Raw genomic sequence first — 24,811 nt, 5'->3', positions numbered from 1 at the left:
GGCCTGAGCTCATCCGCTCAGGCCCCCTCCACGTATCCGCTCATGGAGAGCACGTACGCGTCATGGAGATCACGTATCCGCGTCCCCGCGTCACGGAAAAGCGAGAAGCCGGTCCGCCCGAAGGCGAACCGGCTCTGCAGCAACCAGCTAGGTGGCCGCGCTGCGATTAGCGCGAGACCTTGCCGGCCTTGATGCACGAGGTGCAAGCGTTCACGCGCTTCGGCGTCCCGCCGACCACGGTACGAACGCGCTGGATGTTCGGGTTCCAGCGGCGCGGCGTACGGCGGTGCGAGTGCGAGATGTTGTTGCCGAAGCCCGGGCCCTTGCCACAGACGTCGCAGTTGGCAGCCACGGGTCACTCCAAAGACTTCAGATGCTCTTACGGTTGAAACCCGGCATGCCGAGTCGAGTTCCGTTAAGGATCTGAGTGGCTTGCCAGGGAATGGCCCGATCCGAATCGGGCAACCGAAGCAGCATACATCGGCTGCGTCGGTACAAGAAAACTACCATGTCCCGCCCGCCCCCAGCTCCGGGCCCTGCTCCGCTGCGGCACCGGTCAGCACTAGTCTGCGAATGATCCCGCTGCTCACAGGAGGCACCGTGCCGCAGACCCCCGACGCACTCGTGGTGCGCGGCTGGTGCGGACTCGCGCTGGACGCCCTCGGGCGGGCCCGCGAGGAGATCGACGCCATCAACGTCTATCCCGTGGCCGACTCGGACACGGGCACGAACCTCTATCTGACGGTGGAATCGGCGGCCCGCGCGGTGGAGGCGATCTTCGCCGCGCACGAGGCGGCCGACTCCCCTGACGGCCCCTCGCTCGCCGAGGCGGTACGGGCGATGGCCCATGGCGCCCTGATCGGGGCGCGGGGCAATTCGGGGACGATCCTGGCGCAGCTGCTGCGGGGGATGTCCCAGGTGCTCGCGGGGGAGGGTGACCTTTCTCACGAGGCGTCCGAGCCGGCCGGGCACGAGGCGTCCGAGCCGACCGAGCAGGAGGCCTCCGGGCTGCGGGCCCGGCGCCTGAAGAAGGCGCTCGGCCATGCCGCCGCGTCCGGGTACCAGGCGGTGGCCCACCCCGTGGAGGGCACGGTCCTTTCCGTGGCGACGGCCGCCGCCGAGGCGGCCGAGGCAGCCCCCGACGACTGCTCCGCCGTGGTGCGGGCCGCGTACGACGGAGCCTGTGCCGCGCTGGAGCGGACGCCGCAGCAGCTGGCCGTGCTCGGGCGCGCGGGAGTGGTCGACGCCGGCGGGCGTGGGCTCGTCGCGGTGCTCGGGGCGCTGGTGGAGGCGGTGTCGGGGCAGGTGGTCGCGGCATACGCGACGGTGGGCGCCGTCACACCGGCGGGCTCCTCCGAGGACCGGCCGCGCGGGGAGGCGCAGGGCGACTCCTGCGGCCATGAGGCGGCGAGCGGTCCCGCCTTCGAGGTGATCTACCTCCTGGAGGCCGACGACGAACGGGTCGAGCGCCTGAAGACCCGCCTCGACGGGCTGGGCGACTCCCTGGTCGTGGTCGGCGGCGACGGCCTGTGGAACGTCCACGTACATGTCGACGACGCGGGCGCAGCGGTCGAGGCGGGAGTGGAGGCCGGGCGGCCGTACCGGATCCGCATCACGCACTTCGGGGCCGAGGACGCGCACAGCGCCGGCTTCGTACCGCCTGTGCGCGAGAAGGCGCAGCGCGCGATCGTGGCCGTCGTACCGGGCGAGGGCCTCGCCGGTCTGTACGCCGAGGCCGGCGCGACCACCGTGCTCGCGCGCCCGGGGGAGCCGCCCGCGAGCGGGGAACTGGTGGAGGCGATCCGGCGCGCGCACGCGCGTGAGGTGGTGCTGCTGCCCAACGACGCCGATCTGCGGCACACGGCAGCGGCGGCCGCGGAACAGGCGCGTACGGAAGGCGTACGGGTCGCCCTGATCCCGACCCGCTCGGCGGTCCAGGGCATCGCGGCGCTCGCCGTGCACGAACCGGAGCGGCGCTTCGACGAGGACGTGGTCGCGATGACGGCTGCGGCCGGCGCGACCCGCTACGGCGAACTGGCCGTGGCGGAACGCCAGTCGTGGACCATGGCCGGCATCTGCCAGGCCGGGGACATGCTCGGCCTGATCGACGGGGACGTGGCCGTGATCGGCGCGGACCTCACCGCCACCGCCCGCTCGGTCCTCGACCGGATGCTGTCGGCGGGCGGCGAGATGGTGACCCTGGTGGTCGGCGACGAGGTGCCCGAGGACGTGGCCGCGACGCTCGAGGAGCATGTCCGCGAGGCGTATCTGGCCGTGGACACGGTGGTGTACCGGGGCGGGCGGAAGGCGGCGTTGCTGCTGATCGGGGTCGAGTAGGCCAGCCGCGTCCGGCGCCGGGACGGGAGGTGTCCACAGGCCGTGCGCGTACGGCACCGCGGCCGCAGTTGTCCACAGGTCGCCCCGCCTGTCAGTCCCGTGGTGTGCAATGGACCGCGTGCCCGTGCTCGAAGAACCGCTGAAGAAACTGCTCGGCCCCGCCACCGCGAAGGTGATGGCCGAGCATCTCGACCTGCACACCGTCGGCGACCTGCTGCACCACTATCCGCGGAGGTACGCGGAGCGCGGTGAGCTCTCCACGCTCGCGGACCTGCCGCTCGACGAGCATGTGACGGTCGTCGCCCAGGTCGCCACCGCCCGCATCCTCAAGTTCAACAACGGTCGCGGTCAGCGCCTCGAAGTGACCATCACCGACGGCAGCGGCCAGCTCCAGCTGGTGTTCTTCGGCCGAGGTATCCACAAGCCGCACAAGGATCTGCTGCCCGGCACCCGCGCGATGTTCGCGGGCAAGGTCTCGGCCTTCAACCGGAAGCTCCAACTGGCCCACCCCGCATACGAGTTGCTGCGCGGTGACAGTACGGAGGCCGTGGACACCTGGGCCGGAGCCCTGATCCCGATCTATCCGGCCACGGCGAAGCTGGAGTCCTGGAAGATCGCCAAGGCCGTGGACGCGGTCCTCCCGAGCGCGCAGGAGGCCGTGGACCCGCTGCCCCGCTCGCTGCGCTCCGGCCGCGGACTCGTGACCCTTCCCGAGGCACTGCTCAAGATCCACCGCCCGCACGGCAAGGGCGATGTGGCCGAGGCCAAGGACCGCCTCAAGTGGGACGAGGCCTTCGTCCTCCAGGTCGCGCTGGCCCGCCGGCGGTACGCGGAGACCCAGCTCCCCGCCGTGGCCCGCAAGCCGCAGCCGGACGGGCTGCTCGACGCCTTCGACGCGAAGCTCCCGTTCACCCTGACCGAGGGCCAGCAGAAGGTCACCGCGGAGATCTTCGACGACCTGGCCACCGAGCACCCGATGCACCGCCTGCTCCAGGGCGAGGTCGGATCGGGCAAGACCATGGTGGCGCTGCGCGCCATGCTCGCCGTCGTCGACGCGGGCGGGCAGGCCGCGATGCTCGCGCCCACCGAAGTCCTCGCCCAGCAGCACCACCGGTCGGTGACCGAGATGATGGGCGAGCTGGCCGAAGGGGGGATGCTCGGCGGTACGGAGCACGCCACCAAGGTGGTGCTGCTCACCGGCTCCATGGGGGCGGCCGCACGCCGTCAGGCCCTGCTCGACCTGGTCACCGGCGAGGCGGGGATCGTGATCGGCACGCACGCGCTGATCGAGGACAAGGTGCAGTTCCATGACCTCGGCCTGGTCGTGGTCGATGAACAGCACCGCTTCGGTGTGGAGCAGCGCGACGCCCTGCGCTCCAAGGGCAAGCAGCCGCCGCACCTCCTGGTGATGACCGCGACGCCCATTCCGCGCACGGTCGCCATGACCGTCTTCGGTGACCTGGAGACCTCGGTCCTCGACCAACTGCCCGCCGGGCGTTCGCCGATCGCCAGCCATGTGGTGCCGGCCGCCGACAAGCCCCACTTCCTCGCGCGCGCCTGGGACCGGGTGCGCGAGGAGGTCGAGAACGGGCATCAGGCGTACGTGGTCTGCCCGCGCATCGGCGACGACCTCGACGACAAGGCGGCCGCCAAGAAGAAGTCCGCCGAGGACGAGGCGGAGAAGCGCCCGCCGCTCGCCGTCGTCGAGGTGGCGGAACAACTCACCGCAGGCCCGCTCGCGGGCCTGCGCGTGGAGATCCTGCACGGCCGGATGGCACCGGACGACAAGGACGCCGTGATGCGCCGTTTCGCGGCGGGCGACGTCGATGTCCTGGTGGCCACGACGGTGATCGAGGTGGGGGTGAACGTGCCGAACGCCACCGCCATGGTGATCATGGACGCCGACCGTTTCGGCGTCTCGCAGCTCCACCAGCTGCGCGGCCGTGTGGGCCGTGGCTCGGCGCCCGGCCTGTGCCTTCTGGTCACCGAGATGCCCGAGGCCAGCCCGGCCCGCGGCCGCCTGAGCGCGGTCGCCTCGACCCTCGACGGCTTCGAGCTCTCCCGTATCGACCTGGAACAGCGCCGCGAGGGCGACGTCCTCGGCCAGGCCCAGTCCGGCGTCCGCTCCTCGCTGCGGGTTCTCACGGTGATCGACGACGAGGAGGTCATCGCGGAGGCCAGGGAGGAAGCGGTCACGCTGGTCTCCAAGGACCCGGACCTCGTGCACTATCCCGAACTGCGCACGGCCCTGGACGCACTGGTGGACAAGGAACGGGAGCAGTACCTGGAGAAGGGGTGAGCACGTCAGCCCCTGCGGCGTTCGAGCAGATCCGAACGGAGTTCGGATGAAGGGGTCCGGGGCGGGGCCCCGGTTTCGGGAAGGGGCGGGTAGGGGAAATCCGCCCACCGCAGGCACCCACCCGCACCTGGCACCGAACCTGCCGAGCTGCCGCACGGGACCCGCTGAGCTCCCGCACGGGACCCGCCGAGCTCCCGCACGGGACCCGCTGAGCTGCCCCACCGCTCCCGCCATATCGTGGACACAACAGCTGCCGAGCCCTCAAGGACCCACATGACCCGCGTGATCGCCGGCACCGCCCGCGGCCGCAGGATGGCCGTGCCGCCGGGCAACGGCACCCGTCCCACGTCCGACCGCGCCCGCGAGGGCCTCTTCTCGACGTGGCAGTCGCTCAACGGCGGCTCGCTCGACGGCGAGCGCGTGCTCGACCTGTACGGGGGCTCCGGCGCCGTGGGCCTGGAGGCGCTCTCCCGCGGCGCCGCCCACGCCCTGCTCGTCGAGGCCGACGCCAAGGCCGTCCGCACGATCCGCGAGAACGTGAAGTCCCTGGGCCTGCCCGGCGCCGAGGTCAGGGCGGGCAAAGCGGAGCAGATCGTCGCGGGACCGGCGCCGGCGGACCCGTACGGCATCGTCTTTCTCGACCCCCCGTACGCCGTCACGGACGACGATCTTCGGGAGATCCTGCTCACACTCGCCGCCCAGGGCTGGCTCGCGGACGATGCGCTCGTCACCGTGGAACGCAGCACCAGGGGCGGTGAATTCGGCTGGCCGGACGGCTTCGAGGGGCTCAGGTCCCGGCGTTACGGCGAAGGCACGTTTTGGTACGGTCGCGCCGCCTCGACCAGCGAGGACACGGATTCCCCGGCCGCCGAGGCTGTATCCGCGAGCAAAGACACGCACTCATGACCGCCCGGTCCGGACCGGAGAGCGAGGGACACCAGTTGCGCCGCGCCGTCTGTCCGGGGTCGTTCGACCCCATCACCAACGGACATCTCGACATCATCGCCCGCGCCTCCAAGCTGTACGACGTGGTGCATGTGGCCGTGATGATCAACAAGTCCAAGCAGGGCCTGTTCACCGTCGACGAGCGGATCGAGCTGATCCGCGAGGTCACCGCGGAATTCGGCAATGTCGAGGTGGAGGCCTTTCACGGTCTGCTCGTCGACTTCTGCAAGCAGCGCGACATCCCGGCCATCGTGAAGGGCCTGCGCGCGGTCAGCGACTTCGACTACGAGCTGCAGATGGCCCAGATGAACAACGGCCTCTCGGGCGTGGAGACCCTCTTCGTGCCCACCAACCCCACCTACAGCTTCCTGTCCTCCTCGCTCGTCAAGGAGGTCGCGACCTGGGGCGGCGACGTGGCCCACCTCGTACCGCCGGTGGTTCACGAGGCGCTGCGCGACCGTCTCACCAAGGACGACGGGCCCGCGCAGTAGCTGACGGTGCGTCAGTTTGTGTCGCGGGCGCACCCCGTGGCCGTACAGTCGTGCCGTCCGTCTCCCAACAAGTTCTAGAGAGTGGCGAGCCACGGTGGACGTGCAGAAGAAGCTGGACGAGATCGTCGGGTCGGTCGAGGGCGCCAGATCGATGCCCATGTCGGCCTCGTGCGTGGTCAACCGCGCCGAGCTGCTCGCGCTCCTCGAAGAGGTGCGCGGCGCGCTGCCCGGTTCGCTCGCCCAGGCCGAGCAGGTCATCGGCGGCAGCGAGCAGCTGGTCGAGCAGGCCCGGCAGGAGGCCGAGCGGATCGTGCAGTCGGCGCAGGCCGAGCGCGGTTCGCTGATCTCGGACACCTCGATCGCCCGGCAGTCCCAGGAGGAGGCCGAGCGGATCGTCGCCGCGGCCCGCCAGGAGGCCGAGGAGATCAAGGCGGAGGCCGACGAGTACGTCGACTCCAAGCTCGCCAACTTCGAGGTCGTCCTCACCAAGACCCTCGGCTCGGTCGGCCGCGGCCGCGAGAAGCTCCTCGGCACGGGCATGGGCCTGGACCCGCAGGGTTATGAGGACCCGGACTTCACCGAGGCTCCCGAGCGCAGCCACGACCCCGAGACCCAGCGCCAGCGGGCGGACGAGTACGTGGACGGCAAGCTCGGCGCCTTCGAGGCGGTCCTGGCCAAGACCCTGGAGGCGGTCGGCCGCGGCCGGCAGAAGCTCCAGGGCCGGATCGCCAGCGATGACCTCGGCAGGCTCGACGCCCTGCCGCAGCAGCAGACGACGGACGCGGACTTCCTCGCGGACATCGCCGAGCCGGAGGCCCCGCAGCAGCAGAGCCCCCAGCGCCAGGCCCCACAGCAGCCGCCCGCCTTCCCGCAGCAGGACGCGTACCAGCAGCAGCCCGATCCGTACGCGTACCAGCAGCAGCCGCACCAGCAGCCGGACCCGTACGCCTATCAACAGCAGGGCTACGACCACAACGGCTACCCGACCGGCGGCGGCCAGGCCGACCCGTACGGCTACCAGCAGCAGGACCCGTACCCCGGTGCGGGCACCGGCTCCACCGGAGCGGCTTACGCCGCGCCCTCCTATGGGCAGCAGGGCTACGACCAGAGCGGCGGCTACGGCGAGAACAGTGGCTACCCGGCGGCCGACGACCAGCAGGCCGCGGCGGCGCTCGACGAGACCAGCCTGTTCGACACCAGCATGATCAGCATCGATCAGCTGCGTCAGTACGAGCAGGGGCGCGGCGGCCAGGGCTGAGGCGGCTCCCGGCTCGCCCGGCCGGCCGGAGGCCCCGGAGAACAGGGGCCTCGGGGACCGGATTGGGCCGAGAGCGAAAGGTCCAGTATCCTGGCTCTTCGGTCGCGCATACGCCCGCGATCACGGCTGCCCACTCGAATGTGTCGGCAGCCGCCTTCTCGACTGCCATGATTTCGAAAGCAGGAAAAAGCCCTGAACGGCCGCCTCGACCATCGCAACCCTCTCGTGTTCGACACACACGAGCTGGGGCGGCGTCCTGGTGCCATGCAGCGCGTTTCCCGCTCTGTGGAGGCACCCGCCAAGGACGAGATCCTCGGCATCCAGGGTGTCATCGGAGTGCCCGCGGGCGCCCCGGTGGAGCTCGAGCTCCGCCTCGAATCGGTCATGGAAGGGGTGCTTGTCACAGGCACCGCCCGTGCACGGGCCGAGGGGGAGTGCGTAAGGTGTCTGGAGCCGGTCGAGCAGCAGCTCGATACGGACTTCCAGGAGATGTTCTCGTACCCCGACGCCGACGACCGGGGCCGCAAGCATGCGGAACCGGGCGACGACGCCGAGGACGACGAGGAGATCATCCCCCTCGAGGACGGACTTTTCGACCTCGAACCCGTGCTGCGTGATGCGGTGGTGCTCGCACTGCCGATGCAGCCGGTGTGCCGGGAGGACTGTGCAGGTCTTTGTTCCGAGTGCGGAATGAACCTGAACGACAATCCGGGCCACCACCATGACGTCGCCGACATTCGTTGGGCGGCATTGCAGGGACTCGCCGGTTCGCTCCAGAGCGGCGAGAAGGACGAGATGAGCGGCGCCGAAGCTGAAGCGGGCGTCGACGAGAAGCAGGAGAAGTAGCCGTGGCTGTTCCGAAGCGGAAGATGTCGCGCAGCAACACGCGCCACCGCCGGTCGCAGTGGAAGGCTGCGGTCCCCGTCCTGGTTTCGTGTGAGCGTTGCCAGGAGCCCAAGCTGCAGCACATCGCGTGCCCGTCTTGCGGCACGTACAACAAGCGCCAGGTCCTCGAGGTCTGAGCGGCTGGTGAGAGGCACGATGTCTGAACCGTCGAACAAAAAGCAGACGGAGAACACGGCCTCGTCCCACACGCTTCTGGAAGGGCGGCTCGGCTACAAGGTCGAGTCCGCCCTTCTGGTGCGTGCTCTGACCCACCGTTCCTACGCATACGAGAACGGCGGTCTGCCGACCAACGAGCGTCTGGAGTTCCTCGGGGACTCCGTGCTCGGCCTGGTCGTCACGGACACGCTGTACCGCACCCACCCCGACCTGCCCGAAGGCCAGCTGGCCAAGTTGCGGGCCGCGGTGGTCAATTCGCGTGCGCTGGCGGAGGTGGGCCGTGGGCTCGAACTCGGCTCCTTCATCCGGCTCGGCCGGGGTGAAGAGGGCACGGGCGGCCGGGACAAGGCGTCCATTCTCGCCGACACCCTTGAAGCGGTGATCGGCGCGGTCTATCTCGATCAGGGTCTGGATACGGCTTCCGAGCTGGTCCACCGGCTTTTCGACCCGCTGATCGAGAAGTCCTCGTCCCTCGGTGCCGGCCTGGACTGGAAGACCAGTCTCCAGGAGCTCACCGCGACCGAAGGGCTCGGCGTACCCGAGTACCTGGTCTCGGAGACCGGCCCCGACCATGAGAAGACCTTCACAGCTGCCGCCCGCGTCGGAGGCGTCTCGTACGGCACCGGCACCGGCCGCAGCAAGAAGGAAGCGGAGCAGCAGGCCGCGGAGTCCGCATGGCGCGCCATTCGTGCCGCCGCGGATGAGCGGGCCAAGGCGGCTGAGGTCGAGGCTCAGGCCTCGGCTGAGGCTGACGCCGCTACCGCTTGAGTTTTACGCGTACGACGGTCCGTCCCCGGTTTCGGGTGACGGGCCGTCGGCGTTTTCTGCCTTACGTGGCAACAGTCGATGCATCGGGCAGGCGTGCCGTACCCGGGGGGCCTGCGCCCACCCGTGCCGCCCTGCGGCACGACTGCCCGCAGGAGTTGAGTGAGTGTGCCTGAGCTGCCCGAAGTAGAGGTCGTACGCCGAGGACTCGAGCGCTGGGTCTCTGGCCGTGTCGTGACGGGTGTCGAGGTACTCCATCCCCGGGCCGTGCGTCGGCACCTCGCCGGCGGGGCGGACTTCGCCGCTCGGCTCAAGGGGCACCGGATCGGGCTCGCGCAGCGGCGGGGCAAGTACCTCTGGCTGCCGCTCGCGGACCAGCCCCTCTCCGTCCTCGCCCACCTCGGCATGAGCGGACAGCTGCTCGTCCAGCCCCAAGACGCTCCCGACGAGAAGCACCTGCGCATCCGTATCGGCTTCGACGACGAGCAAGGCACCGAGCTGCGTTTCGTCGACCAGCGGACCTTCGGTGGACTGTCGCTGCACGAAAACACCGCCGACGGGCTTCCCGACGTCATCGCCCACATCGCGCGCGACCCGCTGGACGAGGCCTTCGACGACGCCGCCTTCCACGAGGCGCTGCGCCGCAAGCGCACCACCATCAAGCGCGCGCTGCTCGACCAGTCCCTGATCAGCGGCGTCGGGAACATCTACGCCGACGAGGCGCTGTGGCGCGCCAAGCTCCACTACGAGCGCCCGACCGCGACCTTCACCCGCCCCCGTACTGCCGAACTCCTCGGCCACGTCCGGGACGTGATGAACGCGGCGCTCGCCGTCGGCGGCACCAGCTTCGACAGCCTCTACGTGAATGTGAACGGGGAGTCCGGCTACTTCGAGCGCTCCCTTGACGCGTACGGCAGGGAGGACGAGCCCTGCCGCCGGTGCGCGACACCGATGCGCCGGCGCCCGTGGATGAACCGCTCCAGCTACTTCTGCCCGAAGTGCCAGCGGCCGCCTCGCCCGTAACCCCTGTGCTCAGGGTGCCGGTGGATTGCGGTCGTGCCACTGTGGAAGAAGGGTGAGCCGTTTCGCGCGTTCGGTCGACGCCTGGCTCTGCCCGCTAGGAGGCCGACATGGCCCGTGACGCAGTTCCACCCGCAACGGGTGAGGTGAATCCACGGCCGTGGCACGCGGCCGCGTCGGGTACGACCGTCCTCGCAGCAGCACTGATGATCGTCGGTGGCGCGATGGCGGCCTTCGAGGGAATCGCCGCCCTCGCGGACGACGAGCTGTTCGTCGTGACCCGCCACTACGTGTTCGAGTTCAGCCTGGCGGGCTGGGGCTGGGTGCACCTGCTCCTGGGCATCGCCCTGGTCGTCGCCGGGTGCGCGCTGTTCGGCGGGGCGCTGTGGGCACGGTTCTTCGGCGTCTTCGTGGCAGGGCTCAGCGCCATTGCCAACTTCCTGTGGGTGCCGTACTACCCGCTGTGGGCCCTGACCCTGGTCGCCGTCAACCTCTTCATCGTCTGGGCTCTGTGCACGGGTATGCACAGAGAGGCCCACGCCGAATAGCCGACCTGCGGTCGGTTCAGAACCCGAAGTCCTGCGTCCACCAAGGGCCGCCCGAGCCGAAGTGGGCGCCGACGCCGAGGGTCTTGTACTCGCAGTTGAGGATGTTGGCGCGGTGACCCGGGCTCTTCATCCAGGAGTCCATGACCGACTGGGCGTTGGCCTGGCCGCGGGCTATGTTCTCGCCGCCGAGGTTCGCTATGCCGACCGCGTCCGCGCGGTCCCAGGGGGTGTCGCCGTCGGGGTCGGTGTGGTCGAAGAAGCCGCGGGCGGCCATGTCCGCGCTGAAGTCCGAGGCCAGTTCGGCCAGTTCGGCGTCGGCCTCCACCGGCTGGCAGCCGGCCTGCGCGCGCTCCTGGTTGACCAGGGTCAGGACCTGCGCCTCGGCGCCGGACTGCGTGTCCGGGGTACTGGGGGCCGCGGGCTTCTCGGGAGCCTGGGTCTTCTCCTCGGCCGGCTTCTCCTGCTTGCCGCCGGAGTCCTTCTCGGACGAGCCGGAGTCCTCGGTCGTACGCGAGGGAGTCGGCGTCGGCTTCTCGGCGGACTTCGAGGGGGTGGCCGAGGGCGAGGTGCGCTCCTCGTCACGGCTGGCCTCGCTCGCCTGGCGCTCCGGCGTCTTCGAGGTGCCGCCCTGCGACTGGACGTCGCCGGTGACATCGGCGGCCTGCACCTTGTCCGGGGCGTCGTTGCCGAAGCGGTAGTTCTCGGTGCCGGGCAGTACGCCCGAGGCCACGGCCACGGCGCCCAGGGCGACGGCCGCGGAGACACCGAGCAGACCCGTGCGTACGGGCTTCGCGGCGGCGCGCTTCCTGCGACGGTGCGATCCGCCGTTGCCAGTCGTCGCCCTGAGCTGCTGCTGCTCATCGGCGGCGACGCGTCGGTGGCGTCCCATCTCCCGGCCTTCCCTGCTGTGACTCAGTCTTGCGGTCAACGTGACTCACCCGAACGGGTGAGGCTCATCTTTCGCGACTGTACGCGATGACAGATGGGGGCGAAGTGCTCGATGAGGAATTGGCCGGTTAGCTTTCCCACATGAATGAGGAAGTACGCATGATCGCCTGGGTGCGCGGGCGAGTTCAGGGAGTGGGTTTTCGCTGGTTCACCAGGGCGAAAGCACTGGAGATCGGCGGCCTGGTGGGATTCGCGCTCAATTTGGACGACGGCCGCGTGCAGGTCGTGGCGGAGGGAACACGGTCCCGGTGCGATCAGCTCCTGGACTGGCTGCAGAACGGCGACACACCCGGGAGGGTCGACGGAGTGACCGAGATCTGGGACACACCGCGGGGGATCTACGAGACGTTCCTGATCCGCTGAGGGTCTCGGCGCTCCGACCTGGAAGTGGGCCCGCAGCAGATGCCAGTGGCAACTGTGCGGGGCAGAAATGACCTGGTGGTTGCCAACAACTGCATGTCGTGCAAGGCTGCCCGATAACGAAGATCTCCGAGCCCCCAGGGCCCCGATGGAGAGCACCGCCAGAAGGTTCGAGGCGCTGTGCCCCCGGGTTTGCCCGCCAATACGGGGTGTGATCGTGTTGACCGTCAAACATTTTGGTGAGACGCTGGAAGCCCCGCGCACCCCTAGCTGTTTGGCATGTGAGAACGGCAGCACGACAAGCAGTGCCAGCCAGCCGCGGGTGCGATTCCCTCACGACCCACACCGCTTCGGTCGGTCACTCAGTGTGGAGGACCATCCATCATGGCAAAGGCGCTTCTCGGTTACGTCGGCGGTTCCGACCCGCGACTTCTCGCCGAGATGCGACGGCTCCAGCAGCGCGTCCAGGACCTGGAATCCGAGCTCGGACGGATCCAGGCCGAGAATGACGCGCTGACGGCTACTGCTGTCGCTTCCCACAGCGAGCTTCTCGACGTACCCCAGGCGGAGCCTGCGCTCACCTGATCTTCTTCGTCTGCTGCGAGACAGAGATCAGGCTGCCCATGTCAGCCGCTTGAACAAGAAATGCAAGGGACGCTTCGGCGTCCCTTTTTTCTTTTCCGTACGGATTGCCGCCGACCCCCGCCGTGTCTCTCACGTCTGATGTGCCCTGCATCTTCCTGGGCGAAACCGCAAGTTCATCCAGGGAACGCTGCGCCGCAGCGGGACTTGCCCCCTGTCCCACGGCCCCCGCCCGGTAAAGTCCGTCGGCGTGCACCTCAAGGCCATGACCCTGCGCGGGTTCAAATCCTTCGCCTCGGCGACGACGCTCAAGTTCGAGCCGGGAATCACGTGTGTCGTGGGACCGAACGGCTCCGGCAAGTCCAATGTGGTGGACGCGCTGAGCTGGGTCATGGGCGAACAAGGGGCCAAGTCGCTGCGCGGCGGCAAGATGGAGGACGTCATCTTCGCCGGCACCACCGGGCGTCCGCCGCTCGGCCGGGCCGAGGTGTCGCTGACCATCGACAACTCCGACGGGGCGCTGCCCATCGAGTACGCCGAGGTCACCATCACGCGGATCATGTTCCGCAACGGCGGCAGCGAATACCAGATCAATGGCGATACATGCCGATTGCTGGATATCCAGGAGTTGTTGTCCGACTCCGGTATCGGCCGCGAGATGCATGTCATCGTCGGCCAGGGGCAGCTCGACTCCGTACTGCATGCCGATCCAATGGGGCGGCGTGCCTTCATCGAGGAGGCCGCGGGCGTCCTCAAGCACCGCAAGCGCAAGGAGAAGGCGCTGCGGAAGCTGGACGCGATGCAGGCCAACCTCGCGCGCGTGCAGGACCTCACGGACGAGCTGCGGCGGCAGTTGAAGCCGCTCGGGCGGCAGGCCGCTGTCGCACGCAGGGCCGCGGTGATCCAGGCCGATCTGCGCGACGCCCGGCTGCGGTTGCTCGCCGACGATCTCGTACGGCTGAAGGAAGCCCTCAGGACGGAGATCGCGGACGAGGCCGAGCTGAAGCGGCGCAAGGAGTCCGCCGAGGCGGATCTCAAGGCGGCGCTGGCGCGCGAGGCCGACCTGGAGGACGAGGTACGGCGGCTGACGCCTCGGCTGCAGCGGGCGCAGCAGACCTGGTACGAGCTGTCGCAGCTGGCCGAGCGGGTGCGCGGCACCATCGGGCTCGCCGATGCCCGGGTGAAGAGCGCGACGTCGGCTCCTGTGGAGGAGCGGCGGGGGCGCGAACCCGAGGACATGGAGCGGGAGGCCGCGCGGATCCGCGAGCAGGAGGCCGAGCTGGAGGCCGCCCTCGAGGCGGCGCAGCGCGCGCTCGACGACACCGTGGCGCACCGGGCCGAGCTGGAGCGGGAGCTGCAGGTCGAGGAGCGGCGGCTCAAGGACGTGGCGCGGGCCATCGCCGACCGGCGCGAGGGACTCGCGCGGCTGACCGGGCAGGTCAACGCAGCCCGCAGCAGGGCCGCTTCGGCGCAGGCCGAGATCGACCGGCTCGCCCTGGCAAGGGACGAGGCCGATGAGCGGGCGGTCTCGGCACAGGAGGAGTACGAGCAGCTCAAGGCCGAGGTCGACGGGCTCGATGCCGATGACTCCGAGCTCGGTGAACAGCACGACGCCGCCAAGCGGGCGCTGGCCGACGCGGAGGCCGCGCTCACCGCGGCCCGTGAGGCGGCCACCGGGGCCGAGCGGAAGAGGGCCGCTGTGGCCGCGCGGCGCGAGGCGCTGGCGATGGGGCTGCGGCGCAAGGACGGTACGGGCACGCTGCTCGCCGCGAAGGAACGGTTGACCGGGCTCCTGGGGCCGGCCTCCGAACTGCTCAGCGTCGCCTCCGGGTACGAAGTCCCCGTCGCCGCGGCCCGGGGTGCCGCGGCGGACGCGATCGCCGTGTCCAACCCCGCGACCGCCGCCGAGGCGATCAGGCTGCTCCGCAAGCAGGACGCCGGGCGCGCGGCCATACTGCTCGGCGGCGGCCCCGATGGCGTACGCGACGAGCAGCGGCAGGACGGGCCGCCGTACGCGGCCGATCTCGTGCGCGGGCCCGATGAGCTGCTGCCCGCCGTACGGCGCCTTTTGCGCGGGATCGTGGTCGTCGGAACCCTTGAGGACGCCGAGGATCTGGTCTACGCGCAGCCGGAGTTGACGGCGGTGACCGCCGAGGGCGATCTGCTCGGGGCGCATTTCGCACAGGGTGGTTCGGCGGGTGCGCCGAGTCTGCTCGAAGTGCAGGCCTCCGTGGACGAGGCCGCGGCGGAGCTCGAGGAACTGGGCGTCCGCTGCGAGGAGTTGGCCGAGGCGCAGCACGCGGCGACCGAACGGCGCCGTGAGTGTGCCGCGCTCGTCGAGGAGCTGGGGGAGCGCCGCCGGGCCGCCGACCGCGAGAAGTCGACCGTGTCGCAGCAGCTCGGGCGGCTCGCGGGACAGGCGCGCGGGGCCGCCGGTGAGGCGGAGCGGTCCACGGCCGCCGCGGCCCGTGCCCAGGAGGCGCTGGACAAGGCGCTGATGGACGCGGAGGAGTTGGCCGAGCGGCTCGCCGTCGCCGAGGAACTGCCCGTGGAGGAAGAGCCCGACACCTCCGTACGGGACCGTCTGTCGGCCGACGGCGCCAATGCGCGGCAGACCGAGATGGAGGCCCGGCTCCAGGTGCGCACGCACGAGGAGCGGGTCAAGGGCCTTGCGGGGCGTGCCGACGGCCTCGACCGGGCCGCGCGCGCCGAGCGCGAGGCCCGCGCCAGGGCCGAGCAGCGGCGCAGCCGGATGCGGTACGAGGCGAACGTGGCCGAGGCCGTCGCCTCGGGTGCGCGTCAGCTGCTCGCGCATGTGGAGGTCTCCCTCGTACGGGCGCAGCAGGAGCGCGACGCCGCGGAGCGGGCGAAGGCCGAGCGGGAGCTGGAGCTGACCGCCGCGCGCGGTCAGGGCCGCGATCTCAAGGCGGAGCTGGACAAGCTGACGGACTCGGTGCACCGCGGCGAGGTGCTCGGTGCCGAGAAGCGGATGCGGATCGAGCAGCTGGAGGCGAAGGCCCTCGAGGAGCTGGGCGTGGAGCCTGCGGGACTCGTCGCCGAGTACGGGCCCGACCAGCTCGTGCCGCCCTCGCTCGCCGCCGAGGGTGAGGAGTTGCCGGAGGATCCCGAGCATCCGCGCAACCAGCCCGTTCCCTTCGTACGGGCGGCGCAGGAGAAGCGGCTCAAGGCGGCCGAGCGCGCGTACCAGCAGCTCGGCAAGGTGAACCCGCTCGCGCTCGAGGAGTTCGCGGCCCTCGAGGAGCGGCACAAGTTCCTCAGCGAGCAGCTCGAAGACCTGAAGAAGACCCGTGCCGATCTGCTGCAGGTCGTCAAGGAGGTCGACGAGCGGGTCGAGCAGGTCTTCACCGAGGCCTACCGGGATACGGCCCGGGAGTTCGAGGGCGTCTTCAGCCGGCTGTTCCCGGGTGGTGAGGGGCGGCTGATTCTGACCGACCCGGACAACATGCTCACGACCGGTGTGGACGTCGAGGCGCGGCCGCCGGGCAAGAAGGTCAAGCGGCTCTCGCTGCTCTCCGGCGGCGAGCGGTCGCTGACCGCCGTGGCCATGCTGGTGTCGATCTTCAAGGCCAGGCCGAGCCCGTTCTACGTGATGGACGAGGTCGAGGCGGCGCTCGACGACACCAACCTGCAGCGGCTGATCCGGATCATGCAGGAGCTCCAGGAGTCCTCTCAGCTGATCGTGATCACGCACCAGAAGCGCACGATGGAGGTCGCCGACGCGCTCTACGGCGTCTCCATGCAGGGTGACGGAGTCTCGAAGGTGATCAGCCAGCGCCTGCGCTGACCTGCGCGCCGAGTGCTGGCCTGCCCATCAAGAGCTGACCCGCGCACCGAGAGCTGACCTGCCTACCAAAAGTGGTGGCGGTCTCGGAGATGTGCGCCACTGGACAGGTGACCAGCACACACGCGCGTGAAGCCGCTCCGGACCATCTCGGCCATGTCATCTTCATCACGGCCGCCGCCGCGATGGGCGGCTTCCTCTTCGGCTACGACAGTTCCGTGATCAACGGTGCCGTCGAGGCCATCCGCGACCGCTTCGATGTCGGCTCCGAGGCCCTGGCCCAGGTGATCGCCGCCGCGCTGATCGGCTGTGCCATCGGCGCCGCGATCGCGGGCCGGCTCGCCGACCGGATCGGCCGTATCCGCACGATGCAGATCGCTGCCGTGCTGTTCACTGTGAGCGCCATCGGCTCGGCGCTGCCCTTCGCGCTGTGGGACCTCGCGATGTGGCGTGTGCTCGGCGGTGTGGCCATCGGCATGGCCTCCGTGATCGGCCCGGCGTACATCGCCGAGGTCTCGCCGCCCGCGTACCGAGGCCGGCTCGCCTCCTTCCAGCAGGCCGCCATCGTCATCGGCATCGCGATCTCGCAGCTGGTCAACTGGGGCATCCTGAACGCCGCCGGCGGCGATCAGCGCGGCAAGATCATGGGCCTCGAGGCCTGGCAGGTCATGCTCGGCGTGATGGTCGTCCCGGCCGTGCTCTACGGTCTGCTGTCCTTCGCGATCCCCGAGTCGCCGCGCTATCTGATCTCCGTCGGCAAGCGGGAGAAGGCCAAAGAAGTGCTGCGGGAGGTCGAAGGCGACAAGATCGACCTGGACGCGCGCGCCGACGAGATCCAGCTGGCGATGCGCCGCGAGCACAAGTCGACCTTCCGCGATCTGATGGGCCGGCGGGGCTTCCTGCCGATCGTCTGGATCGGTATCGGACTCTCGGTCTTCCAGCAGCTGGTCGGCATCAACGTGATCTTCTACTACAGCAACGCGCTGTGGCAGTCGGTCGGAATCGACCCCGCGAGCTCGTTCTTCTACTCGTTCGAGACCTCGATCGTGAACATCATCGGTACGGTCATCGCGATGGTCCTGGTGGACCGGATCGGCCGTAAGCCGCTCGCCCTGATCGGTTCCGTGGGCATGGCGATCTCGCTCGGACTCGCCGCCTGGGCCTTCTCGTACAAGGAAGGCACCGGCGACGACATCACGCTGCCCGATCTGCAGGGCACCGTCGCGATCGTCGCCGCCAACTGCTTCGTGCTCTTCTTCGCCCTCTCCTGGGGTGTGGTCGTCTGGGTGCTGCTCGGCGAGATGTTCCCCAACAAGATCCGTGCCGCCGCGCTGGGTGTGGCGGCGGCCGCCCAGTGGATCGCCAACTGGGTGATCACGGTGTCGTTCCCGACGCTGTCCGACTGGAACCTCTCGGGCGCGTACATGATCTACACCGCCTTCGCCCTGCTCTCGATCCCGTTCATCCTCAAATGGGTGCCGGAGACGAAGGGCAAGGCGCTGGAGGAGATGGGCTGACGCCAGGCCGGCGCGGTGTCGTACGGCACGTCGCCGGTCAGAGCTTGCAGTTCGGCAGGACCCGTTCGGTGAACAGGTGCAGGCTGCGCCAGCCCTCGTCGATCGGCATGCCGCCGCACAGCGGGTGCAGGACCAGGTTGCCCAGCGAGGTGTCGGCGGCGGTGACGCACTCCTCGGGCGTGAGGATCCGGTAGACGCCCTCCGCGCGCAGCTCCTCGACCGTGCTCGCGCCCGAGCTGACCGCCGACTTGATGTCCTTGCTCTGCCATGACTTGTACATCTGCGCCTCGTGCAGGAAGTGGTGCCCGTACTCGGCCCAGGTGCGGTCCGGGTCCTCCGAGATGTGCAGCAGCGGAGTCTCCTCGCCCGGCATCAGCATCCAGCCCTCGGTGCCGTACTCGGCGAGCTTCTCGTTGTAGTACGTCTCCAACTCGGGCAGGTGGGCGCTCGGGAAGAACGGCAGCCCGAGCCGGGCCGCGCGCCGGGCGGCGGGCTTGGAGGAGCCGCCCACGACCAGCATCGGGTGCGGATCGGTGTACGGGCGCGGGGTGACCCGCACGGTGCGGCCCTCGTATTCGAAGGGCTCGCCGGTCCAGGCCTTGAGCAGGGTTTCGAGGAGGTGGTCCTGGAGTTTGCCGCGCCGGCCCCACTCGACGCCGAACATCTCGTACTCCTCGGGCCGGTAGCCGATGCCCGCCACCGTCATCAGACGGCCCTTGCTCATCAGGTCGAGGACCGCGATCTCCTCGGCGATCCGCAGCGGGTCGTGCAGCGGGCCGAGGATCGCGGAGATGGTGACGGCGATGTTCCGGGTCGCACCGAAGACGCCGGCCGCGAACGTGAACGGGGAGGGCAGCCAGTTGTTGTCCGTCCCGTGGTGCTCCTCGGTCTGGATCATGGTCATGCCCGCGCCGTCCGCGAATCGGGCCATCTCCAGCGCGGCCGTATAGCGGTCGGCGAGCTGCGCGGGTGTGCCTTCGGGGTCGATGAGGTTGAAGCGTGCGACCGAGACGGGCATGTCGGGCGTCCCCTTTGTCGACAGTGGTCGGGTGGGGGCGCGGCGAACGCGAACGTCCCCCTTCGGGCCGTGGTTCCGGCGAAGGGGGACGTTAGCTGACGTGACGTCAGATGGACAGGGGCGGGAGCTCGTCAGATGGACAGGGCCGGGACTCGCTCTTCCTCGGCGGCCTTCGGGGCGCCCTCGATCACCGGCTCGGCGGCGGCTGCGGGCTTCGTCCGCGGAAGCACCGCGTACAGCGCGGCCGCCACGACGATGGTGACCGCCCAGCCCAGGCCGTTCTGTCCGAGCCAGGTCGAGGACAGCGGACCGGCGAACCAGTCGACCTTGGTGAAGGCGAGACCGGTGAGCAGCGCCACGCCCCACGCGACCATCGCCTGCCAGGCGAAACCGCCCTTGTACCAGTAGGCGCTGGTGCGCGTGGTGTCGAGCAGCGCCTTCGCGTCGTACGCCTTACGCGTCAGCATGTCGACGCCGAAGACGCCGATCCACGCGGAGAACGCGACCGCGAGCAGCGTCAGGAACGAGATGAACGAACCGATGAAGCTGGTCGCCACGACCATGAGCAGGAAGCCGAAGACCAGGCTGATCACGGCGTTCACGGAGACCGCCCAGTGGCGCGGGACCTTGATGCCGAGGGTCTGCGCGGTGAAGCCGGCCGAGTACATCGACATCGAGTTGATCAGCAGCATGCCGACCAGGGCGATCAGCAGGTACGGCACCGCGATCCACATCGGAAGCAGGGTGCCGATGAAGGACACCGGGTCCTGCGCGTTGGCCAGGTCCGGGGTGCCGACCGCCATCACCGCGCCCATGAGGACCATCGGGAGCACGACGATGCCGGCGCCGCCGATCGTCGTGGAGACCATCTTCGGGGCGGAGGCCGTACGCGGCAGATAGCGCGTGAAGTCGGGGGCCGAGGGCACCCAGCTGATGCCGCCCGCGCCGATCATGCCGATGCCCGCGACGACCATCGCGGCCGAACCGGCCGGCTTGTCGAAGACGGCGGACCAGTCGGTGTTCGCGATCAGATAGACCAGAACGAGGACGCTGAAGGCGCCGAAGAGGTACGTGGACCACTTGCTGCACACGCGCAGGGCGTTGATGCCGAGGCCGGAGACCACGAAGGTCAGGGCCACGAAGACGAGAAGGGTGACGACGATCAGCGCGGTGTTGGACTTGATGCCGAAGAGCAGGTCGAGCACCGTCAGGATCGCGTACGCACCGGTGACCGCGTTGATGGTCTCCCAGCCCCAGCGGGCGACCCAGATCAGTGAGCCGGGGAAGAGGTTGCCGCGCTGGCCGAAGACCGCGCGCGAGAGGGCCATGCCCGGGGATCCGCCGCGCTTGCCCGCGATCGAGATCAGGCCGACGATGCCGTACGAGACGATCGGCGCGACCGCGGCGACGATCAGGACCTGCCAGAAGTTCAGACCGTTGAAGACCACCAGGCCGGCGCCCATGGTCAGGAGCAGCACGCTGATGTTGGCCGCGACCCAGGTCGGGAACAGCTCGCGTATCTTGCCGGTGCGCTCGTTGTCGGGGACCGGTTCGAGGCCCCGGGTCTCTATCGCGCTCTCGCTCTGCGGGGCGGCGGTGGCGCTCTTGGACGCGGACATGCACATGCTCCGTGGGGGAGGGGGATGCCACAGCAACGTCGGGTGGCTGGGGTGGGGAGTCGCCCATCATCGTACATTCGCCCGAAAAAGACCAAATAGAGGCCTTGGTCCTTGGTGGGAACCTACAGGCGGTGGCCTCGCGCAGTCCGTGGCTGATACTGGACGGGTTATGGAAATCGTCATCCTTGCTGTAGTCATCGCCCTGGTCGCGGTCGGTGCGATCAGCGGGCTCGTGGTCAGCGGCCGCAAGAAGAAGCGGCTGCCGCCCTCGTCCCCGTCGACCACGCCGACCATCACCGCGCCCCCGGCCGAGCCGCATGTCGGCGAAGAGGCCGCGGAGCCGCGCGAAGAGCCGCGCCGCACGATCGAGGAGGTGGAGCTCCCCAAGGCCGAGGCCCCCGCCGAGGTGGCCGAGCCGGTCGTCGAGGAGCTCGAACCCACCCCGGAGATCGAGGTCCCGGAGCCCACCGCCGGACGTCTCGTCCGGCTGCGCGCCCGGCTCGCCCGCTCCCAGAACTCGCTCGGGAAGGGGCTGCTCTCGCTGCTCGCGCGCGAGCACCTCGCCGACGACACCTGGGAGGAGATCGAGGACACCCTGCTCACCGCGGACGTCGGTGTCGCGCCCACCCAGGAGCTCGTCGAGCGCCTGCGCGAGCGCGTGAAGGTGCTCGGCACCCGTACGCCCGAGGAGCTGCGCGCCCTGCTGCGCGAGGAGCTGCTCACGCTGGTCGGCCCCGACATGGACCGTGAGGTCAAGACCCACAACGACCGGGAGACCCCGGGCATCGTGATGGTCGTCGGTGTCAACGGCACCGGAAAGACCACCACCACCGGCAAGCTGGCCCGCGTCCTGGTCGCCGACGGCAACACCGTCGTCCTCGGCGCCGCCGACACCTTCCGTGCCGCGGCCGCCGACCAGCTGCAGACCTGGGGCGAGCGCGTCGGTGCCTACACCGTACGCGGGCCCGAGGGCGGTGACCCGGCCTCCGTCGCGTTCGACGCGGTCAAGGAGGGCAAGGAGATGGGCGTCGACGTGGTGCTCATCGACACCGCGGGGCGCCTGCACACCAAGACCGGACTCATGGACGAGCTCGGCAAGGTCAAGCGCGTCGTCGAGAAGCACGCCCCGCTGGACGAGGTGCTGCTCGTGCTCGACGCCACCACCGGCCAGAACGGGCTGGTCCAGGCCCGCGTCTTCGCCGAGGTCGTGGACATCACCGGCATCGCGCTCACCAAGCTGGACGGCACCGCCAAGGGCGGCATCGTGGTCGCGGTGCAGCGTGAACTCGGCGTCCCGGTCAAGCTCGTGGGCCTCGGTGAGGGTCCGGACGACCTGGCACCGTTCGAGCCCGAGGCATTCGTCGACGCCCTGATCGGCGACTAGCCCAGACCCCCGTACGCGTGGATGGCCCCCACCCCCCGGCGGGGGGGCCCCCCCCCCCCCCGCGGGGGGGCGCCCCACCGCCGCGTCCGGGGGACCTAATGTCTGGCGCAAGCTGGACAAAAGGGATGCACCCGGAGACAAATGGTCCCCGACTCACTAGCCGCTCAGCCCAGCGGGCGCGGCCCCGTCCGATGCGACGCGTACGCCAGCGCCCCGAGCACAAGCCGTGCCTGTGGCGGATTCGACGCCGAGTCGAGGGCCGGGGCGCGCAGCCAGCGGACCGGGCCGAGGCCGGCGCGGTCGGACGGGGGAGCGGTGATGAAGTCGCCGTGGCCCAGGCCCCGCAGGTCCAGGTCGGCGTCGTCCCAGCCCATCCGGTAGAGCAGTGAGGGCAGTTCGGCGGCGGCGCCGGGGGCCACGAAGAACCACGCGCGCCGGTCCGGGGTGGAGATCACCGGACCGAGGGGCAGGCCCATCCGCTCCAGGCGGATCAGGGCGCGGCGGCCCGCCGACTCGGAGACCTCGAGGACGTCGAAGGTGCGGCCGGCCGGGAGCATCGCGGCGGCGCCGGGGAACTCGCCCCAGGCGCGGGTGACTTCGTCGAGGGTGGCGCCCGCGGGCAGCTCGCCGGCGAAGCTCAGCGGATGCGCGCCGGGTGCCGCGCACCGCGTATCACCGCAGGAGCAGCTGCCGGATGCGGCACGGGCGCCCGGGACGACCGCCCAGCCCCACAGCCCGGTGAACTCGGCCACGGCCGTGCACTCGGACGTGCGGCCGCGTCGCCGCGCACCGGTGCGGGTCTCGCGGATGCCGCGGCTGCCGCCGATAGTGAAGCCCATGCCCCCTCCAACGGGTCGAGCACGTCCATGGTTACGAGCCGGAGTGCGGCCCTGACTCTCCGTATAACGGCGCCCCATGGTCGAGTGCGGCGCCAGGGATGGTCAGGGGTGGTGCGGAGAGGGGTGCGCGCCCCGGCGTGCATCGCTCCGCCCACTCCGGTCCGTCCTGTGTCAAGTGAATCGCGTGTAGCCGCAACTGAGTTCATTCGAAGGGGTGGCGAAAGGTGGCGTTTCTTGGAACGCCCTCGCCGGAGGGGTGATCGTAGGATTACTTTCAGTGCACAAGCCCGGGGCGTACGCGACCGTGGGTATGCCGGGGGCAAGTCGGTTTCCTGTTCGACGGGTGAGCAAGTGCCGGACAGGGAGACTCAACTCCCGGCATCCTGTAAGGACTTGAAGTGTGTACGGCCCGAGTCGGGTGGTAGGCGTACGGCTCGGTGTCCGGCGGTATCGGCGACATCAGGGATGGGGGCGTTCCAGTGGGCGGCACGGGAGGCGGCGGCACGCAGGCCGAGAAGCGCCCCAACGAGCAGCTGACGTCCTGGTTCGTGCGCAGCGGCTGGTCCAAGGGTGAGCTCGCGCGCCAAGTCAACCGTCGCGCGCGCCAGATGGGCGCCAACCACATCTCCACCGACACCTCGCGCGTACGCCGCTGGCTCGACGGCGAGCAGCCCCGTGAGCCGATCCCGCGGATCATGTCGGAGCTCTTCTCCGAGCGTTTCGGCTGTGTGGTCGCCGTCGAGGACCTGGGACTGCGCTCGGCGCACCAGGCCCCCTCCGTGTCCGGCGTGGACCTGCCCTGGACCGGCGACCAGACCGTCGAGCTGATCAGCGAGTTCTCCCGCAGCGACCTGATGCTCGCGCGGCGCGGGTTCCTCGGCACCTCGCTCTCGCTCGCGGCAGGACCCGCCCTGATCGAGCCGATGCAGCGCTGGCTGGTGCCCACCCCGGCCGGCTCCGCCGTCCCCGAGGCGCCCGTGCCGATCCGGCGCAGCGGCCGGCTCTCCGGACCCGAGCTGGATCTGCTCGAGTCCACCACGGTGATGTTCCGGCAGTGGGACGCGCAGTGCGGCGGCGGTCTGCGGCGCAAGGCCGTGGTCGGGCAGCTGCACGAGGTGACGGATCTGCTGCAGGAGCCGCAGACCGAGGAGACCCGGCGCCGGCTCTTCAAGATCGCGGCCGAACTGGCCGAGCTGGCCGGGTGGATGAGCTATGACGTGGGCCTGCAGCCCACCGCGCAGAAGTACTTCGTGCTCGCCCTGCACGCCGCCAAGGAAGGCGGGGACAAGCCGCTCGGCTCGTACGTCCTGTCGGGGATGAGCCGGCAGATGATCCACCTCGGCCGGCCGGATGACGCCCTGGAGCTCATCCACCTCGCGCAGTACGGCAGTCGGGACTGCGCCACCCCGCGCACCCAGGCGATGCTGTATGCGATGGAGGCCCGGGCGTACGCCAATATGGGCCAGCCCAGCAAGACCAAGCGGGCCGTACGGATGGCCGAGGACACCTTCGCCGACGCCCTCGAGGCGCATGAGCCCGAGCCGGACTGGATCCGCTTCTTCTCCGAGGCGGAGCTCAACGGGGAGAACGCGCACTCGTACCGCGACCTCGCCTATGTCGCAGGACGCAGCCCCACCTACGCCTCGCTCGCCCAGCCCGTCATGGAGCGCGCGGTCGAGCTCTTCGCCAAGGACGCCGAGCATCAGCGTTCGTATGCGCTGAATCTGATCGGCATGGCGACCGTGCACCTGCTGCAGAAAGAGCCCGAGCAGAGCGTGGCGCTTGCGGAGAAGGCGCTGGGTGTGGCCAGGAAGGTGCGCTCCGAACGGGTCAACACCCGGCTGCGCAAGACCCTCGACTCCGTGGTCCGCGAGTTCGGCGAGGACAACAAGCTCGTGGACCTGACCGACCGGCTCGCCCGGCAGCTGCCCGAGGCGGCGGAAGCCGTCTGGCCCCGCCGCCTTGGGCGGCACCCCCATGGACAAAGGCGCCGGCCGGGCCCCCCCGGGCACCCCCC

21 protein-coding genes and 1 pseudogene are annotated in these 24,811 nt (G+C 69.9%); 16 read left to right on the top strand and 6 right to left on the bottom strand.

Annotation, left to right across the window (positions count from 1 at the left end):
* Positions 1-17: 17 nt before the first annotated feature.
* Both JAO81_RS43365 and rpmB read right to left on the bottom strand, forming a co-directional pair.
* Entirely contained in the window at positions 18-143 is a 126-nt protein-coding gene (locus JAO81_RS43365; RefSeq protein ID WP_267913000.1) for a hypothetical protein, read from the bottom strand.
* A 23-nt stretch (positions 144-166) separates the two neighbouring features.
* Positions 167-352 carry a 50S ribosomal protein L28 gene (gene rpmB / locus JAO81_RS10300; protein WP_004924906.1) on the bottom strand — a complete coding sequence of 62 codons (186 nt, stop codon included), beginning with the start codon at positions 350-352 and terminating at the stop codon, positions 167-169.
* A 221-nt stretch (positions 353-573) separates the two neighbouring features.
* Here rpmB and JAO81_RS10295 point away from each other — a divergent pair, with 221 nt between their 5' ends.
* The 10 genes from JAO81_RS10295 to JAO81_RS10250 all read left to right on the top strand — a co-directional run bounded on the left by JAO81_RS10295 (position 574) and on the right by JAO81_RS10250 (position 10,725).
* A complete protein-coding gene (locus JAO81_RS10295) occupies positions 574-2,337 on the top strand; it encodes a DAK2 domain-containing protein (protein ID WP_199547476.1) in 1,764 nt (587 codons plus the stop codon).
* A gap of 109 nt (positions 2,338-2,446) precedes the next feature.
* Positions 2,447-4,636, top strand: a complete 2,190-nt coding sequence (gene recG / locus JAO81_RS10290) for an ATP-dependent DNA helicase RecG (protein ID WP_199547475.1) — start codon at positions 2,447-2,449, stop codon at positions 4,634-4,636.
* A gap of 273 nt (positions 4,637-4,909) precedes the next feature.
* On the top strand, positions 4,910-5,542 hold the full coding sequence (gene rsmD, locus JAO81_RS10285) for a 16S rRNA (guanine(966)-N(2))-methyltransferase RsmD (RefSeq protein ID WP_199547474.1): 633 nt from the start codon (positions 4,910-4,912) through the stop codon (positions 5,540-5,542).
* Between the two features lie 35 nt (positions 5,543-5,577).
* Positions 5,578-6,072, top strand: a complete 495-nt coding sequence (coaD, locus tag JAO81_RS10280; RefSeq protein ID WP_199547506.1) for a pantetheine-phosphate adenylyltransferase — start codon at positions 5,578-5,580, stop codon at positions 6,070-6,072.
* Positions 6,073-6,166: 94 nt separating this feature from the next.
* Positions 6,167-7,330, top strand: a complete 1,164-nt coding sequence (locus JAO81_RS10275) for an ATP synthase F0 subunit B (RefSeq protein WP_199547473.1) — start codon at positions 6,167-6,169, stop codon at positions 7,328-7,330.
* Between the two features lie 192 nt (positions 7,331-7,522).
* On the top strand, positions 7,523-8,176 hold the full coding sequence (locus tag JAO81_RS10270) for a DUF177 domain-containing protein (protein WP_199547505.1): 654 nt from the start codon (positions 7,523-7,525) through the stop codon (positions 8,174-8,176).
* A gap of 2 nt (positions 8,177-8,178) precedes the next feature.
* Positions 8,179-8,352 carry a 50S ribosomal protein L32 gene (rpmF, locus tag JAO81_RS10265; protein WP_052579726.1) on the top strand — a complete coding sequence of 58 codons (174 nt, stop codon included), beginning with the start codon at positions 8,179-8,181 and terminating at the stop codon, positions 8,350-8,352.
* Between the two features lie 19 nt (positions 8,353-8,371).
* Entirely contained in the window at positions 8,372-9,160 is a 789-nt protein-coding gene (rnc, locus tag JAO81_RS10260; protein ID WP_199547472.1) for a ribonuclease III, read from the top strand.
* 165 nt (positions 9,161-9,325) lie between these two features.
* Positions 9,326-10,180 (top strand): bifunctional DNA-formamidopyrimidine glycosylase/DNA-(apurinic or apyrimidinic site) lyase, encoded by an 855-nt coding sequence (gene mutM / locus JAO81_RS10255; RefSeq protein WP_199547504.1) that lies wholly within the window; start codon positions 9,326-9,328, stop codon positions 10,178-10,180.
* Between the two features lie 107 nt (positions 10,181-10,287).
* Positions 10,288-10,725, top strand: a complete 438-nt coding sequence (locus JAO81_RS10250; protein WP_199547471.1) for a hypothetical protein — start codon at positions 10,288-10,290, stop codon at positions 10,723-10,725.
* 16 nt (positions 10,726-10,741) lie between these two features.
* On the opposite strand, the gene JAO81_RS10245 is transcribed toward JAO81_RS10250, so the two are convergent.
* Entirely contained in the window at positions 10,742-11,614 is an 873-nt protein-coding gene (locus tag JAO81_RS10245) for a CAP domain-containing protein (RefSeq protein ID WP_199547470.1), read from the bottom strand.
* Positions 11,615-11,754: 140 nt separating this feature from the next.
* Here JAO81_RS10245 and JAO81_RS10240 point away from each other — a divergent pair, with 140 nt between their 5' ends.
* The 4 genes from JAO81_RS10240 (at position 11,755) to JAO81_RS10225 (ending at position 17,934) form a co-directional block, all read left to right on the top strand.
* Complete coding sequence (locus JAO81_RS10240; protein ID WP_199547469.1) at positions 11,755-12,036, top strand: acylphosphatase; 282 nt, start codon at positions 11,755-11,757, stop codon at positions 12,034-12,036.
* Positions 12,037-12,417: 381 nt separating this feature from the next.
* Positions 12,418-12,618, top strand: coding sequence for a hypothetical protein (locus tag JAO81_RS10235; protein WP_165335399.1), 201 nt, complete (start codon positions 12,418-12,420; stop codon positions 12,616-12,618).
* Between the two features lie 247 nt (positions 12,619-12,865).
* A complete protein-coding gene (gene smc / locus JAO81_RS10230; RefSeq protein ID WP_199547468.1) occupies positions 12,866-16,420 on the top strand; it encodes a chromosome segregation protein SMC in 3,555 nt (1,184 codons plus the stop codon).
* 89 nt (positions 16,421-16,509) lie between these two features.
* Positions 16,510-17,934 carry a sugar porter family MFS transporter gene (locus JAO81_RS10225; RefSeq protein WP_199547467.1) on the top strand — a complete coding sequence of 475 codons (1,425 nt, stop codon included), beginning with the start codon at positions 16,510-16,512 and terminating at the stop codon, positions 17,932-17,934.
* Positions 17,935-17,971: 37 nt separating this feature from the next.
* On the opposite strand, the gene JAO81_RS10220 is transcribed toward JAO81_RS10225, so the two are convergent.
* Complete coding sequence (locus JAO81_RS10220; RefSeq protein ID WP_199547466.1) at positions 17,972-18,952, bottom strand: LLM class flavin-dependent oxidoreductase; 981 nt, start codon at positions 18,950-18,952, stop codon at positions 17,972-17,974.
* 131 nt (positions 18,953-19,083) lie between these two features.
* On the bottom strand, positions 19,084-20,571 hold the full coding sequence (locus JAO81_RS10215) for a cytosine permease (RefSeq protein WP_199547465.1): 1,488 nt from the start codon (positions 20,569-20,571) through the stop codon (positions 19,084-19,086).
* A 169-nt stretch (positions 20,572-20,740) separates the two neighbouring features.
* On the opposite strand from JAO81_RS10215, the gene ftsY reads away from it, so the two are divergent.
* Positions 20,741-21,955: a signal recognition particle-docking protein FtsY gene (ftsY, locus tag JAO81_RS10210; RefSeq protein WP_199547464.1), complete on the top strand. Its 1,215-nt coding sequence runs from the start codon at positions 20,741-20,743 to the stop codon at positions 21,953-21,955.
* Between the two features lie 164 nt (positions 21,956-22,119).
* On the opposite strand, the gene JAO81_RS10205 is transcribed toward ftsY, so the two are convergent.
* Positions 22,120-22,794: a bifunctional DNA primase/polymerase gene (locus JAO81_RS10205; RefSeq protein ID WP_199547463.1), complete on the bottom strand. Its 675-nt coding sequence runs from the start codon at positions 22,792-22,794 to the stop codon at positions 22,120-22,122.
* A 479-nt stretch (positions 22,795-23,273) separates the two neighbouring features.
* Here JAO81_RS10205 and JAO81_RS10200 point away from each other — a divergent pair.
* Positions 23,274-24,743: pseudogene (locus JAO81_RS10200) on the top strand (hypothetical protein); the annotation flags it as partial.
* Between the last annotated feature and the right edge of the window lie 68 nt (positions 24,744-24,811).

The sequence above is a fragment of the Streptomyces sp. N35 genome (assembly GCF_016464295.1).
In the GTDB taxonomy this organism is placed as follows: Bacteria; Actinomycetota; Actinomycetes; order Streptomycetales; family Streptomycetaceae; genus Streptomyces.
The sequence above is the reverse complement of the archived record's forward strand: the minus strand, read 5'-3'. Positions and strand labels throughout refer to the sequence as shown.

Coding starts and splice junctions, on each gene's coding strand:
- JAO81_RS10295 (WP_199547476.1), top strand. CDS start 574: ATGATCCCGCTGCTCACAGGAGGCACCGTGCCGCAGACCCCCGACGCA.
- recG (WP_199547475.1), top strand. CDS start 2,447: ATGGACCGCGTGCCCGTGCTCGAAGAACCGCTGAAGAAACTGCTCGGC.
- rsmD (WP_199547474.1), top strand. CDS start 4,910: ATGACCCGCGTGATCGCCGGCACCGCCCGCGGCCGCAGGATGGCCGTG.
- rnc (WP_199547472.1), top strand. CDS start 8,372: ATGTCTGAACCGTCGAACAAAAAGCAGACGGAGAACACGGCCTCGTCC.
- JAO81_RS10250 (WP_199547471.1), top strand. CDS start 10,288: ATGGCCCGTGACGCAGTTCCACCCGCAACGGGTGAGGTGAATCCACGG.
- JAO81_RS10245 (WP_199547470.1), bottom strand. CDS start 11,614: ATGGGACGCCACCGACGCGTCGCCGCCGATGAGCAGCAGCAGCTCAGG.
- JAO81_RS10240 (WP_199547469.1), top strand. CDS start 11,755: ATGAATGAGGAAGTACGCATGATCGCCTGGGTGCGCGGGCGAGTTCAG.
- JAO81_RS10235 (WP_165335399.1), top strand. CDS start 12,418: ATGGCAAAGGCGCTTCTCGGTTACGTCGGCGGTTCCGACCCGCGACTT.
- JAO81_RS10225 (WP_199547467.1), top strand. CDS start 16,510: ATGTGCGCCACTGGACAGGTGACCAGCACACACGCGCGTGAAGCCGCT.
- JAO81_RS10220 (WP_199547466.1), bottom strand. CDS start 18,952: ATGCCCGTCTCGGTCGCACGCTTCAACCTCATCGACCCCGAAGGCACA.
- JAO81_RS10215 (WP_199547465.1), bottom strand. CDS start 20,571: ATGTCCGCGTCCAAGAGCGCCACCGCCGCCCCGCAGAGCGAGAGCGCG.
- ftsY (WP_199547464.1), top strand. CDS start 20,741: ATGGAAATCGTCATCCTTGCTGTAGTCATCGCCCTGGTCGCGGTCGGT.
- JAO81_RS10205 (WP_199547463.1), bottom strand. CDS start 22,794: ATGGGCTTCACTATCGGCGGCAGCCGCGGCATCCGCGAGACCCGCACC.